Here is a 13,159-nt window from a genome sequence, read left to right as displayed (position 1 = left end):
GGTCGGGCGCGGCCAGTCCGTCCCCGCACGTCGCCGATTGCCGCCGACCTGAGGAGCACCGCTTTCTTGACCGACTTCCGGAACCGGACCGCGCTGGTCACGGGGGCCTCGTCGGGTATCGGGGCCGCGTTCGCCGAGGCGCTCGCGGCACGCGGGGCCGATCTCGTGCTCGCCGCGCCGTCCGAGGAGAAGCTGCGGCCGGTGGCCGAGCGGCTGCGCGCTCTGCACGGGGTGCGGGTGTGGATGGTCCCGGTCGACCTCGCCCGGGAGGACGGCCCGGACCTGCTCGTCGAACAGGTCCGGGCGACCGGTCGCGAGATCGACGTCCTGGTGAACAACGCCGGGTTCGGCACCTACGGCCGGTACGAGGAGCTGCCCGCCGACCGTGACCACCGCGAGGTCATGGTGGACGTCGTCGCGGTCGAACGGGTGACGCACCTGCTCCTGCCGGCGATGGTCGAGCGGGGCCGCGGCACCGTCGTCAACGTGTCGTCGACGTCGGGGTTCCAGGCCGTCCCGTACATGGCTGTGTACGGGGCGTCGAAGGCGTTCGTGTTGTCCTTCTCGATCGCGCTGTGGGCGGAGTACCGGTCGCGCGGAATCCGGGTGCTGGCGGTATGCCCGGGGCCGACCGACACGAACTTCTTCGAGGTCCTCGGCCGGCGGATGAGCGCCGGTGGACGGCTGCGCACCACCGACGAGGTCGTCTCGGCCGCCTTCCGCGGCCTCGACCGCGGCCTGCCCTACGTGATCGACGGCCGGCTCAACTACCTGACCTCGAACGCGTCCCGCCTGCTGGGCCGCGGGCTCGTCGCGGGGATCACGGCCCGGACACTCCGGCCGCGCGGGCGTCCCTGACCTGCCCGACCCCCGGTTCGTCCAGGGCCAGCCGGGCGACGAGCTCGTAGGAGCGGATCCGGTCGGCGTTGGAGTGCACGTTCGTGACGATCATCAGCTCGTCGGCCCCGGTCGCCTCGAGTAGCGCGTTCAGGCCGTCCCGCACGGTTTCCGGTCCGCCCACGATGTGCGAGGACGTCGCGGACTCCGCCAGATCGCGCTCCTGCGGCGTCCAGGGGTAGGCCGCGGCCTCCTCGGGCGTGGGGTAGGCGCCGGGCCGTCCCAGGCGCAGGCGCAGCATCGTCAGGCGGGTGGGCCCGGCGAGCCACTGGGCGCGCTCGTCCTCCTCGGCGCACAGGACACCGGCGGCGACCATCGCGTACGGCTGTTCCCGTCCGGGCGACGGCCGGAACGAGTCGCGGTACAGCCGCAGCGCGGGCAGCGTGCTGACGGAGCTGAAATGGTGCGCGAACGCGAACGGCAGGCCGAGGATCCCGGCGACCTGGGCGCTGTAGCCGCTCGAGCCGAGCAGCCAGATCGGCGGTGTGTCCGCCCGCGGGTACGCCTCGACCCCGCGCAGCGGGTGCCCGGCGGGGAACGACCCACCGGAGAGGAAGGTCGTCAGCTCGGCGAGCTGGTCGGGGAAGTCGTCCGCGGACATCGGCCCCGGGCCGCGGCGCAGGGCACGCGCGGTGTTCTGGTCGGTGCCGGGCGCACGGCCGATGCCGAGGTCGATGCGGCCGGGGAAGAACGCGCCCAGGGTCCCGAACTGCTCGGCGATCGTGAGCGGGGCATGGTTGGGCAGCATCACCCCGCCCGAGCCAACCCTGATGGTGGACGTCGCCGCGGCCACCTGGCCCATCAGGAGGGTCGTCGCGGAACTGGCGATGCCCGGCATGCCGTGGTGCTCGGCCAGCCAGTAGCGGGTGAAGCCGAGATCCTCGGCCCGCCGGGCCAGCTCAAGGCTGCCCCGCACGGCCTCGCCGGCGGAGACACCCGTGCCCACCGGCACCAGGTCGAGGACGGACAGCGGCACCGGTCTCGTCAGGCTCACCCTTGCGCCAACCGCCCCACCGGTGCCCGTCTTCCCACCAGGGCTCGGCCGGCGACAGCGCCGTTGGCGCCGAAGTGCCTGGACGGCCCGCCGTGGAACGGGAGGATGGCAGGCATGGGCGCATACCGGCGGGCGTACGAGCACGAGCGGACCGACCCCGAGGCCTTCTGGGCCGCGGCCGCGCGGGAGGTCGAGTGGACCCGTCCCCCGGAGCGGATTCTCGACGCGAGCGCACCGCCGTTCTACCGCTGGTTCCCCGACGCCGAGCTGAACACCTGCGCCAACGCCCTGGACCGGCACGTCGCTGCCGGTCGCGGGGACGCGCTCGCCCTGGTCTACGACTCACCGGTCACCGGGACGTCCCGCCGGTACACGTTCGCGCAGCTCACCGACGAGGTGGCCCGGGCCGCCGGCGCGCTCGCCTCGCTCGGGGTCGGCCGCGGCGACCGCGTCATCGTCTACCTGCCGATGATCCCCGAGGCGGTCGTGGCGATGCTGGCGTGCGCCCGCCTCGGCGCCGTCCACTCGGTGGTCTTCGGCGGGTTCGCCGCCCCGGAACTCGCCGCCCGCATGGACGACGCCCGCCCGAAGGTCGTGGTCAGCGCGTCCTGTGGCATCGAGCCGACGCGGCTCGTCCCCTACAAGCCGATGATGGACGCGGCGATCGAGCTGGCCGTCCACAAGCCGGCCGGGTGCCTCATCGTGCAGCGCGAACAGCACCGCTGTGATCTCGTGGCCGGCCGCGACCACGACTGGGACGCCCTCGTCGGCTCCGCGCCCCCGCTGGCCCCGGTGCCCGTCGCGGCCACCGACCCGCTGTACATCCTTTACACCTCCGGGACGACCGGGCGGCCGAAGGGCATCGTCCGGGACAACGGCGGCCACGCGGTGGCGATGTCCTGGTCGATGCGCAACGTGTACGGCATCGGGCCGGGGGACGTGATGTGGGCGGCCTCCGACATCGGCTGGGCGGTCGGCCACTCGTACACGGTCTACGCGCCGCTGCTGGTCGGCGCCACGACGGTGCTCTACGAGGGGAAGCCGGTCGGCACCCCCGACGCCGGGGCCTTCTGGCGGGTGATCGCCGACCACGGGGTGAACGTGCTGTTCACCGCGCCCACCGCGATCCGCGCGATCAAGAAGGAGGACCCGGAGGCGGAGCTCGTCGGCCGGTACGACCGCACCACCCTGCGGGCGCTGTTCCTGGCCGGCGAGCGGCTGGACCCGGCCACCTACGAATGGGCCTCGGGCGTGCTCGGCCTGCCCGTCGTCGACAACTGGTGGCAGACCGAGACGGGATGGCCGATCTGTGCGGCACCGCTCGGGCTGGAGCCGCTGCCGCTCAAGGCGGGGAGCCCGTCGGTGCCGATGCCGGGATACGACGTGCGGGTCCTGGACGCGGCCGGAGCCGAGGTCCCGCCCGGCACAGAGGGGGCCATCTGCATCCGTCTGCCGCTGCCACCGGGCACGCTGCCGACGCTGTGGGAGGACGACGAGCGTTACATCGCTTCCTACCTCTCGGCCTTCGACGGCTACTACCTGACCGGTGACGGCGGCTACGTGGACGACGACGGCTACGTTTTCGTCCTGGGCCGCACCGACGACGTCATCAACGTGGCCGGGCACCGGCTCTCCACCGGATCGATGGAGGCGGTGCTGGCGGCCCACCCGGCGGTGGCGGAGTGCGCCGTCGTCGGCGTCGCCGACGAGTTCAAGGGCCAGGTGCCCCGCGGGCTCGTGGTGATGAAGAGCGGAGCGGAGATCACGCCGGACGTACTGGCCGCCGAGCTCGTCGCGCGGGTCCGCGCCGAGATCGGGCCGGTCGCCTCGATGCGACGGGTGGACGTCGTCGCCGCCCTCCCGAAGACCCGCTCCGGCAAGATCCTGCGCCGCACCATGCGCGAACTGGCCGACGGCCGCTCACCGGCGATCCCCTCCACCATCGAGGACGTCACCGTGCTCGACGCCCTGCGCCCCGTCCTCCTCCCGGACGCCTGATCGAGCCCGGGGAGGCTGCCAGACACCTGACCAGGTCGGGCGATGCTGTGGGAGGCCTGATCGGGTCAAGCGAGGTTGTCGGTGGCCTCCAGGTGGTCGACGTAGGCGTCGGCGATCTCGTCCAGCTCGTCCGGCGGGAAGCCGAGGTTCCTGCGTATCGCGCGGCGCCCGATCAGCAGCAGGTGGAGCATGTAGACCGGGACATCCGCGTCCTGGCAGCGGTGGAAGCCCATCGTGAACCAGGTGAGCGCCTCCTGCTGCCGGCCGTGCTCCGCGAGCGTCTCCGCGACCGCCGCGTACACATCCGGATTCGTGGAGCGGCTCGACTTGATCTCGGCGCGCAGCGTCGTGGCCTCGGCCTCGTCGCCCTTGCGCACGAGCGCGTCATGCAGCCAGACCCGCGGGTCGATGTCCGCCACGCCGGCTGCCGCGTCATCCGTCGCGTCATCCGCCGCCGGGTCATCCGCCGCCATGGCGGCCGCTGCCGCGGCGGCCACCGAACCGGCGGCCGCTGTGTCGTTGGCGACCACGGCAGCGCGGTAGCAGCGCACCGCCTCGTCCCAGTCGTCGGCGAGGCCGTACTGGCCGCCGGCGTGGACCAGCAGCATCGACGCGCTGACCTGGCCGTGGAGCTCAGGCCGCGCGGCGAGATCCTCGAACTGTGCCGCGGCCTGCCGGTGGCGGCCGTCGCCCGCGGCCTCGATGACGATCTCGTCCAGGTCATCCTCGGTGAGGATGTCGTCCTCGGTGAGCGTGCGCATGACGGCCATTGTTCTCCGCCCGCCACCCGTCCCGGACGACCGGGGATGAGGAGGCCACAGGGGGGCGCAGACGCCGCCGGACCATCGGGTTCCGGGCTGGTTCGGCGGGGTAGCAGGCTGCGGTGACCAGCATTCCGCCCGAGAAACAGCCGGGGCCGGTCGCGTTCGTGCTCGGCGGCGGCGGTGTCCTGGGCGCCGCCGAGGTGGGAATGCTCGACGCGCTCCTGGCCGCGGGCGTCCGCCCCGACCTGGTCGTCGGGACCTCCGTGGGCGCCATCAACGGTGCCGCGGTCGCCGCCGACCCGTCCAGAGCCGCGATCGGGCGGCTGACCGAGCTGTGGGCCGACCTGGGCAGCTCGGACGTCTTCGCCGGCGGGCCGGCCAAACGGCTGGCCACCGTCGTCCAGCACGGCTACCTGCACTCGAACGCGCCGCTGCGCCGGATACTGAAGGCGAACCTGCCGTCCTCCTTCGAGCGGCTGGCGGTGCCCTTCCAGTGCGTGGCGGCCAGCGTCGAACGTGCGGCCGCGCACTGGTTCGACCGCGGCCCGCTCGTCGACGCCGTCCTGGCGTCGTGCGCGGTGCCCGCGCTGCTACCCCCGGTCAAGATCGGGGACGAGCACTTCGTCGACGGCGGCCTTATCGACAGCACTCCCGTGGGCCGGGCGGTGATGCTGGGCGCGCGAACGGTCTACGTCCTGCACGTCGGGCGGATCGAGCGGCCGCTGCGCCCCGGCCGCTGGCCGTGGGAGGCCGGCCTCGTGGCCTTCGAGATCGCCCGCCGCCGCGGCTTCGCCGACGCGATGGCCGCCCTGCCGGCGGATGTCGCCGTCCACCTGCTGCCGATCGGTGACGCCACCGGGGTACCACTGGTCGGGCTGCGATACCGGTCCGCCTCCGGGGTCCGCCGCCGGATCGAACGCGCCCGCCAGGCCACAGCCGACTACCTCGACCTCCTGGCGGCTCCGGGGCGTGAGGCGTGAGAGTGCCACCAAGGGCGATCCGCCGCCTCGTGATCGATCCTCTGTTCATCCCGGTCGCGGTGGGCGGCGCGGTACTCGGTGTCCTGGTGACTCTGCTCGGCCTGCTCAGCGCGCCCGTCGACCGCCGGCTACGGCTGTCCCGGGTGGCGGCCCTGGCCGGGGCCTACCTCGCCGCCGAGGCCGTGGTGATCGTGAGCGGCTTCGGGCTGTGGCTGGCCCGGCCGCTGCTCCGCGCCAGGTGGGAGGAGGTCCACCTGCGCCTGCTGCGCGGCGTCCTGCGGTTTGTCGTCACTGCCGCCGGGCGGCTGGTCGCGTTCCGCCTGACCGTCCGCGAACCGCCGGCGGGCACTGTGGACTGCGCCGGCCGCCCCGTCCTGGTCGCCAGCAGGCACGCCGGGGTCGGTGACTCCTTCGCGCTGGTCCACCTGCTGCTCGACCGCTACCGGCGCACGCCGCGGGTCGTGCTCCTGGCGAGCCTTCAGCTCGACCCGGCGATCGACATCCTGCTCGGCCGGCTGGACGCCTGCTTCCTGCGCACGGAGGGCGCCGACCCGACGGCACCCGCTCGGGTTCACGACCTGGCCACCAGGCTGACGTCCCGCGATGCCCTCGTCATCTTTCCCGAGGGGGCGAACTTCACCGCGCGGCGCCGCCGGCGGGTGATCCGCGGGCTGCGGCTGCGCGGCCAGTCGAGCCGGGCCGCGGTGGCCGAGAACCTCACCCACGTGCTGCCGCCCCGTCCCGCCGGCGTGCTCGCCGCGCTGGACGCGCGAACCGTGGGGGGAACGGCCGTGGTCGCCCACACGGGGCTGGACCTCCTGGTCACGCCGGGCCTCGTCTGGCAGGCCCTGCCGTTGACGGCCCCGATGGAGCTGCGCTGGTGGTGGTTCCCCGCGGACGAGCTGCCGCCCACCGGAACGGAGCGCGCGGACTGGTTGACCATGAACTGGGCAGTGGTGGACGCCTGGATCGACTCCCGCCGCTCCCCGAACCCCCTCCCAACCTCCCCGGAACCCTGACCGTCCCACCGCCCGCCCGGCCCCTGACTGGCACTCGCAACCTCAGTCCCGGCGGGCCTGGATGAGCCAGGCTGCCGAGTCGTACAGGACGCCTCGTTCGGTGTGGTGCTCGGCCAGGTTGGCTCGTAGATCGTCGAGTGCGCGGCCTTTGGCGCTGGCGTCGAGGTCGCGCACCAGTCCGGCATGCTGGGCGGAGACGAACCGGAAGGCGTCGTCGGGGTCGGTGCCGAAATACATGGGCTCGACGAGGCCCTCCAGGTGGACGTCGGAGAACCCGGCCGCGTTCAGGAGCGACCGGATCCGGTTGGGGTCGCTGAGGGCGAACGGACTCGGCGCGTCCGATGGTGGGACAGGTATCTCACGGCCGGCGGCCAGTGAGGTGAAGAAGGCCTTGAGCCACTCGTTGCGCTCGAACGGCTGCCAGGTCAGTAGGACGATGCGCCCGCCGGGGCGCAGGGCGCGCGCGAGGTTGGTGAAGGCGGCGACGGGATCGCCGAAGAACATCACCCCGTGTCGGCTGACGGCGACGTCGAAGGCTCCGGTGGGAAAGGGGTGGATCTGCGCGTCGGCCTGCTCGAAGGTCGCGTTCGTGACGTGCTCGCGTTCGGCGCGCCGGCGGGCCAGCTCGAGCATCTCCGAGGACAGGTCCACACCCAGGACAGATCCAGCGGCGGCGCGGCAGGCGGCGTCCAGGGTCGTCCGCCCGCCGCCGCAACCGACATCGAGCACGGCCGCTGTCTCGTCGATCGCGGTCGCGGCCAGAAACCGATCGCGGTACGCGGCGACCCCCTCATCGAAACGATCGGCGTTGGCGACCCAGAAAGCGCCTCCATTTCCGTCCCAGCTGGCGAGCTGGGTGGCGTTCGACGCGTCGACGGCGAGCTCGGTGACCATGGCGCCCACTCTGTCAGAGCGGCGGGTGGCCCCACGGCCCTGACTGGGCGGGTCACCACGTACGTTGGACGTGGTGGCCGCACCGGAGTGAAACCGGCGTAGTCGGAGATGCGGCTGGCAACAACAGGGAGTACCAGAACCGGCAGGATGTGCGGTGAACAAGGTGACCATAAGCGAAGAAGACCGTCGACTTCTCGGAATCTGGGCTGCCGACTGCGCCGAGCGGGTGCTGCCACTCTTCGAGGAGAAGGCTCCCTGCGACACCCGCCCTCGTGAGGCCATCGAGGGCATCCGCTCCTACGCGCGCGGAGAGACGCGGATGGGGCCGCTGCGCTCCCTTGCCTTCGCGGCCCTCGCAGCCGCACGGGAAGTCGACGATCCGGCCGCCACAGCCGCCGCCCGCGCCGCGGGCTACGCGGCAGCAGCCCCTTACATCCATCCGTTGGCCACCCCTCACCAGGCGAAACACGCCCTTGGGCCAGCGATGCAAGCGGCGCGCGCGGGTGAACTCGCGGCGGGCGACGACGCCAGCATCGGTGACGCCGAGATCCGATGGGCGATCGAGCACGCCTCGCCGGCAGTTCGCGGAATCGTGCGGCAGATGCCGGTTTGTGGCCCTGGTCGCGGTCGTCTGGACGTGCTCCGCTATCAGCTCGACGCAGCCCTTCGCCGCTGATCAGCGAGGTGCGCCGCTGCGGAGGCAGGAAGAACAGGCATTCGGGCGGGTCTCGTCATCGTTGACTACTGAGAGATACTTGGAGGCTGGCGGCGTGGACCCGAGTTCCCGGGCCAGGAAGGTCGAGGTCTGGAAAATCGCTGTCGGAACCGACAGATGGGTGCCAGAGTGGGAACTTGTGGACGTCATTTCCGGAATCACCGAGGTCGGCGACGCGAGCACCGGTTGAATCCGCCAACCTATCCACGGCGCCCCCGCGAGATCCAATTCTTGGCTTTCCGGCCGATACTGCTCCCGAAACCCAACCGAGCAGGAATTCCAAGGCATCGACCGCAAGTGTGGCGGGTGAATGAGCGTATGGACTCACTCACCCGCCACACATCTGGAGCGGTGGGGATATTGGGTCAGCTGGGAAGGGGGCGGCGGCCGGCGAAGCCAAGGTCGGCCCGGTGGTACCAGGCGAGATCCGGCTCGCCCTCGATCCAGCACAGCAGCACGTTCTCGCCATCGAGGATGGCGGGGAAATCGATCAGTAGCGGGGCGGCGCCCTTGACCTGGATGCCGCGGGCGGGGAACCAGGCCAGCGCTTCGGACAGCCAGGCCTGCAGGGCTTTCATCTCGGCGAGTCCCCCTTTGGGGGACGACGCGCCATCCGCCAGCGCGGCGCTCAGCTCGGTGAGGTCCGCCCGCCGTGCGACGAACTCGGCGGCGCGTTCGTGGATTTCGGGCATGAGGGCACGGGCCTCGTCCACGGAGAACATCTGGTCCACGTAGTCCAGTCCATCATGCCTGGACGTCAACGGGCCCAGCCGGGTGGCACCGACCGGCACGCGCGTTCGTGGATCGCGGGAAATGGCCCCGGGCGGCTCCCGTCTCCAAGATCATCGACCGGGGTCGCCGGGCCTGGTGGGCCCGCCGGAGGAGGATGGATTCAGGAGCGGCGGGCCATCTTGATGGTCTTCTCGAGCTGATCCCGGTCGACTTCGGCGGAGCGCCCGTTCGTCGCGACGGTCGGGATCTGGTGGCCGCCGCCGAGTACCAGGTCGGTGGTGTGGCGCATGCCCATGTCGCGCTGCTCGACGTCGAGGATGGTCTCCTCCACCCGGTACAGCTTCTCGATTTTCGCGACCTTGGCCTCGACCTGCGCGGCGACGATCCGCAGCCGCCGTTCCGCCTTGGCGAGGCGTCGTTCCAGGCGACGGTCGACGACGTTGGGCATCGGCTCGTCGCGCTCGGTCGGGTCGTGCAGGTAGAGCTCCACGGCCACCGCCACCAGCGGGATCAGCGCGGTGAAGAGGATCGCCGGGCCGTCGCCGCCGTCGCCGGACGCGCCCTGGATCCGCACCAGCACACCCGCGATCGACAGGAGCAGGAAGATCGTCGAGGTCAGGGTGAGGGCGAGGGCCGATGTCCTGGTGGTGACGAGCTGTTCGCGGACCTCCTGGTCCATTTTGACCTCGCCGACGTCCGCGGCCTTCAGGAGCTGGATCTGGGCCCGGGCCAGGATCGCGCTTTTGATCGCGTGGGCGAGCACCATTCCGGCGATGAAGACCGCGATGCCCAGGATGCCGCCCAGGAACCAGCTGACGCCGTAGTCCGCGGCGTCGGTGAGCACGCCGTAGGCGTCGGCGAAGACGAAGAAGTCGAGGGAGGCGAGCACCAGCAGGATGAGGTGGCGGACGGCCGGCGCGAACTGCATCTGCGGGATGCGTTCCTGGATGCCGACGCTGCGCCAGAGCCGGCCCTGCTCGACCTTGTTCTTGATCAGTTCGGTCCGGCGTTCCCGTCGCTCGGCCCTGGAGTCGATCTCCATGCGGAGCTCGGCGATCAGCTCCTCCAGAGTCCGGGCGTCCGCTCGGACGGCCGCGCGTACCTCCTGGATCTCCGCTTCTTCCAGGCTCTTCAGGACTTTGGGGCGGGTCTCGGCCCCCGCCAGCGCGATGTCGGCGTCGCCAACCTGGCGGATGAGCTGCTTGGCTAGACGGCCTGGCCGATTTCCCCTGCGCAGCACCTGAGGGTCCCTCTTTCCGTGTCTTCGTTCGGGCGGCCTCTTCGTTCGGATGGCCTCGATGGTCTGGACGGCCTCGTCGAGTCCGGTCAGCCTCAGAATTCAGAAAACAGGACGGCCTTGAAACCTGGGACGGACGTGAAGCCGGGGCGGTCGGGTATCCGGGGATGTCGGGTAGCCGGGGATGTCGTGAGCCGATTAGGGCGGGCCGTGAAGGCGACCCGCGAAGGCGGGCGGTCAAGCGTACCCGCCAGCGAAGGAGCAAGCGTGAGCGCGGGTGGTGAGGACGGGCGGCCGACCGGCGAAAACGAACATCCGAGGTGCGGAAGATGGCCGGGCGGAGAACAGCCCTTTCCGCGGGCGACGATTGCGGCGGGCGGCGGCGGGAAAACGTCAGTCGATCGGGCGGGCAAAGGTTCCCCCCACGAAACAGAGCATCGCGCAGACGATCCCGAGCACCGAGGCGACCATGGCCTCGCGGGCGCCCTCCGTCTCGTCACCGGCGAAGACCATGGTCAGGACAAGGGTGCCGACACCGACGACGGCGCCGATCGCGCCGAGCATGAAACGCCGGGCGATGGTCTCCCGCGGTGGCAGGCTTGACAGCGCGTCGATGGGGGCGATCCGGCCGGCGCGGGCGCGGTTGCCGACCCGGCGGCGGATGTCGCGCAGGCGGAAGGTGTTGCCGGCGATGAAGAAGCTGACCGCGGTCACGATCATCGACCCGGTGACGGACACCCGGGCGAACGGCGACGACAGGGTCAGCCAGACCCAGGTCTCCAGGACGGCGAGCAGCGCGAGGCAGGTCAGGATCACCACCGTCGACCGCATCAGGGCCGGGCTGAAATGTTGGTCCTCGGGTTCGAACAGCACGCCCATGGGTCGTCTCCTCGCGGTTGCTTCGGCCACGGGCATTCGCGGCACCGCGGTGTGCGTTCCGCCGGTATGTGGTCCGGCGGTGTGCGTCCCGGTGGAGGGCGTGGCTACGATCCCCGGGCTCGGCGCACCCCCCAGTTGGGCGATGGGGGCGGCGTCAGCCGCAGTCACTGCTGATCCGTCGGCACAGCTCGCCCTTGAGATAGCGGGCGATGTCCTGCTGAGGCCTGGTCGCCGCTCCCTCGTTCACGCCGATGAAGCGGACCTTGCTGTTCGCGATCGGTGTGAGCTGCTGGGTCTCCGGGGAGAAGCAGCGGCGCACCATGGCCTCCGCGATCTGGACGGACGCCTTCTTCCCGTCCACGTTGAGGCAGTCGGAGGCCTGACCGGTACCGAGTAGATCGCTCCAGACCACGACGGTGACCGCGCCGATCTCGACGCCGGGCGCCGCCCGCAGCGTGGCGATCTCGTCGTTCACGCCGGAGAGCAGGCCGGTGACGCTGCCGGTGGGGCGGACCTGCTCGCTCTGCACGATGTGGTCGACCTCCTCGGTGAGCGCGTCGGTCGCCGCGGTGCGGTCCTTCTCCTCGCGGGTGTCGTTGTTCCGGTCGATCTTGAAGACGGCTCCGCCGTCTAGGCAGTCCGAATAGGTCAGTCCGGCGTCCCCGCCACCGCTGGCGACGAGGCGCATGTACTGGCCCTCCCGCAGCGCGGCTTCGAAATAGGGGCGCAGGCCCTCGGACACGCGGGTGGCGTTCTCCGGCGAGTTGTCGGAGACGTCCAGGTAGAGCATGAGCAGCGGAGCGCCGCCCTTGGGCGCGTCCTCCTGGTAGCGGGTGCAGTCGAGCGGGCCGCCGGCCTCCCGCCCAAGCATCGTGTCCATCGCGTTGCAGGAGGTGATCAGGGGCAGTGCGAGCAGCGCGGCGGCGAGCAGACCGGCCCCGCGGGCGCGCGGCCGTCCCGCCCGGCTCCGGCGACGGGACGTCCCCGGCGGCGGCCCCGCGGTGTTCCCGGACGGGGACGCCGGTGTCGTGGTCGCTGTCGTCACGGTCATCGCAGCACGATCTCCACTCGGCGCCGGCTGGCGTCCGCGACCCCGTCGGTGGCGCCCTGTTCGCCCTTGGCCTCGACCTCGAGCAGCGAGGCCGGGATGTCCTGACTCACCAGGTAGGCCTGGACGGCCACCGCGCGCCGGCGGGAGAGGTCGAGGTTGTGCTCCGTCGTCCCGAGACCGTCGCTGTACCCGACGACCTGGACGCGTCCGTCGTGCTCGCGGATCTGGGGGACGGTGCCGGCGAGCGCGGTGGCGGCCTCGGGCCGCAGGTCGGCGCTGTTGGCGTCGAAGAGGTAGTCCGCGCTGACGGTCGAGACCCGGCTGCCGTCCGCCTGGGTGATGAAGCTGCTCAGCGGCGGGAGCGGGTCCGGAGCGACCGACGGTGGCACTCTTGTGGCATGCGGCGCGGGGGTGAAGCTGGACGCGGCCGCGTCACTTGAGCAAGCTGAGGCGAGACCGAGGACGGCGGTGAGCGCGAGTGCCGCGCACGCCGGAACCCCGGACCGCCGACGTCGCCTGGACGCGGCACGTCCGGCGGTGCGAAACGCGTGATACACGGTCGGCCCCCAACGGCAAGTGCGGGGCCAACCATAACCGTGCCGAAAAGCACCCTGTCGCCCAGGCTTGGGCGTTGTGTCGACCGTGGGATTAATCCGTGTTGCGTTGATGTGTGACGTGTATCGATCATGTTTGTCGCGGATCGGTCTGGTGGGTGCCGGTCGCGGATGATTGCGGTGCCGTGCGCGTTACCGGCCGAACAGGGTGGGGCTCGACACCGGACGTCCGGTGTCGAGCCCCACCCTGTTATTGCGTATTTCTGTTCCGGGGCGGCCGATCAATAGCTGGTGGTGGTCGTCCCGTGGCTGCGCGAGCGCCGGCGGAGCCGCCGAAGCCCGCGGGCTCCCGCACGGTCGGCCTTGTTGACGTCGCGTCGGGCCTCGCGGCGAATCCTGGGCAGCAACCTCATCGCCTTCTCCTTCGGCTCGTTCCCGGGTGTTC

14 protein-coding genes are annotated in these 13,159 nt (G+C 71.4%); 5 read left to right on the top strand and 9 right to left on the bottom strand.

The genetic code is table 11. The annotated features are described in order from the left end of the window. Positions 1 to 66: 66 nt before the first annotated feature. A complete protein-coding gene (locus FRANEAN1_RS32245; RefSeq protein WP_020463878.1) occupies positions 67 to 858 on the top strand; it encodes an SDR family oxidoreductase in 792 nt (263 codons plus the stop codon). Here the strand turns inward: FRANEAN1_RS32245 and FRANEAN1_RS32240 are convergent. Beyond that, positions 821 to 1,891, bottom strand: coding sequence for an LLM class flavin-dependent oxidoreductase (locus tag FRANEAN1_RS32240; protein WP_020463877.1), 1,071 nt, complete (start codon positions 1,889 to 1,891; stop codon positions 821 to 823). The genes FRANEAN1_RS32245 and FRANEAN1_RS32240 overlap by 38 nt on opposite strands. A gap of 114 nt (positions 1,892 to 2,005) precedes the next feature. Here FRANEAN1_RS32240 and FRANEAN1_RS32235 point away from each other — a divergent pair, with 114 nt between their 5' ends. Continuing rightward, positions 2,006 to 3,889: an AMP-binding protein gene (locus tag FRANEAN1_RS32235; protein WP_020463876.1), complete on the top strand. Its 1,884-nt coding sequence runs from the start codon at positions 2,006 to 2,008 to the stop codon at positions 3,887 to 3,889. Positions 3,890 to 3,954: 65 nt separating this feature from the next. Here FRANEAN1_RS32235 and FRANEAN1_RS32230 read toward each other — a convergent pair whose 3' ends face one another. Next, positions 3,955 to 4,659, bottom strand: coding sequence for a hypothetical protein (locus FRANEAN1_RS32230; RefSeq protein ID WP_020463875.1), 705 nt, complete (start codon positions 4,657 to 4,659; stop codon positions 3,955 to 3,957). A 113-nt stretch (positions 4,660 to 4,772) separates the two neighbouring features. Here FRANEAN1_RS32230 and FRANEAN1_RS32225 point away from each other — a divergent pair, with 113 nt between their 5' ends. Both FRANEAN1_RS32225 and FRANEAN1_RS32220 read left to right on the top strand, forming a co-directional pair. After that, on the top strand, positions 4,773 to 5,633 hold the full coding sequence (locus tag FRANEAN1_RS32225) for a patatin-like phospholipase family protein (RefSeq protein WP_020463874.1): 861 nt from the start codon (positions 4,773 to 4,775) through the stop codon (positions 5,631 to 5,633). Next, positions 5,630 to 6,652 (top strand): 1-acyl-sn-glycerol-3-phosphate acyltransferase, encoded by a 1,023-nt coding sequence (locus tag FRANEAN1_RS32220; protein ID WP_020463873.1) that lies wholly within the window; start codon positions 5,630 to 5,632, stop codon positions 6,650 to 6,652. The genes FRANEAN1_RS32225 and FRANEAN1_RS32220 overlap by 4 nt, the downstream gene beginning before the upstream one ends. A 42-nt stretch (positions 6,653 to 6,694) precedes the next feature. Here FRANEAN1_RS32220 and FRANEAN1_RS32215 read toward each other — a convergent pair whose 3' ends face one another. Beyond that, on the bottom strand, positions 6,695 to 7,546 hold the full coding sequence (locus tag FRANEAN1_RS32215; protein WP_020463872.1) for a class I SAM-dependent methyltransferase: 852 nt from the start codon (positions 7,544 to 7,546) through the stop codon (positions 6,695 to 6,697). Between the two features lie 154 nt (positions 7,547 to 7,700). Between FRANEAN1_RS32215 and FRANEAN1_RS32210 the strand changes: the two genes are divergently transcribed. Further along, positions 7,701 to 8,222 carry a putative immunity protein gene (locus tag FRANEAN1_RS32210; RefSeq protein WP_041255021.1) on the top strand — a complete coding sequence of 174 codons (522 nt, stop codon included), beginning with the start codon at positions 7,701 to 7,703 and terminating at the stop codon, positions 8,220 to 8,222. A gap of 404 nt (positions 8,223 to 8,626) precedes the next feature. On the opposite strand, the gene FRANEAN1_RS32205 is transcribed toward FRANEAN1_RS32210, so the two are convergent. From FRANEAN1_RS32205 to FRANEAN1_RS44300, 6 genes are all read right to left on the bottom strand, one after another. Then, positions 8,627 to 8,992 carry a DUF2203 domain-containing protein gene (locus FRANEAN1_RS32205; protein ID WP_198145398.1) on the bottom strand — a complete coding sequence of 122 codons (366 nt, stop codon included), beginning with the start codon at positions 8,990 to 8,992 and terminating at the stop codon, positions 8,627 to 8,629. Positions 8,993 to 9,153: 161 nt separating this feature from the next. Next, positions 9,154 to 10,233, bottom strand: coding sequence for a hypothetical protein (locus tag FRANEAN1_RS32200; RefSeq protein WP_018500353.1), 1,080 nt, complete (start codon positions 10,231 to 10,233; stop codon positions 9,154 to 9,156). A 390-nt stretch (positions 10,234 to 10,623) separates the two neighbouring features. Then, the gene (locus FRANEAN1_RS32195) at positions 10,624 to 11,109 is read right to left on the bottom strand and encodes a hypothetical protein (RefSeq protein WP_020463869.1); all 486 of its coding nucleotides are present in this window, start codon (positions 11,107 to 11,109) and stop codon (positions 10,624 to 10,626) included. Between the two features lie 154 nt (positions 11,110 to 11,263). Beyond that, complete coding sequence (locus FRANEAN1_RS32190) at positions 11,264 to 12,160, bottom strand: hypothetical protein (protein WP_020463868.1); 897 nt, start codon at positions 12,158 to 12,160, stop codon at positions 11,264 to 11,266. Continuing rightward, positions 12,157 to 12,549 carry an OmpA family protein gene (locus FRANEAN1_RS32185; RefSeq protein ID WP_198145397.1) on the bottom strand — a complete coding sequence of 131 codons (393 nt, stop codon included), beginning with the start codon at positions 12,547 to 12,549 and terminating at the stop codon, positions 12,157 to 12,159. Before FRANEAN1_RS32185 ends, FRANEAN1_RS32190 begins: the two co-directional genes overlap by 4 nt. A 446-nt stretch (positions 12,550 to 12,995) precedes the next feature. Further along, entirely contained in the window at positions 12,996 to 13,127 is a 132-nt protein-coding gene (locus FRANEAN1_RS44300) for a hypothetical protein (protein ID WP_275078515.1), read from the bottom strand. Positions 13,128 to 13,159: the final 32 nt, after the last annotated feature.

The sequence above is a fragment of the Parafrankia sp. EAN1pec genome (assembly GCF_000018005.1).
Lineage (GTDB): Bacteria > Actinomycetota > Actinomycetes > Frankiales > Frankiaceae > Parafrankia > Parafrankia soli.
Note: the sequence above shows the minus strand (reverse complement) of the source record. Positions and strands in the feature narration are given on the sequence as shown.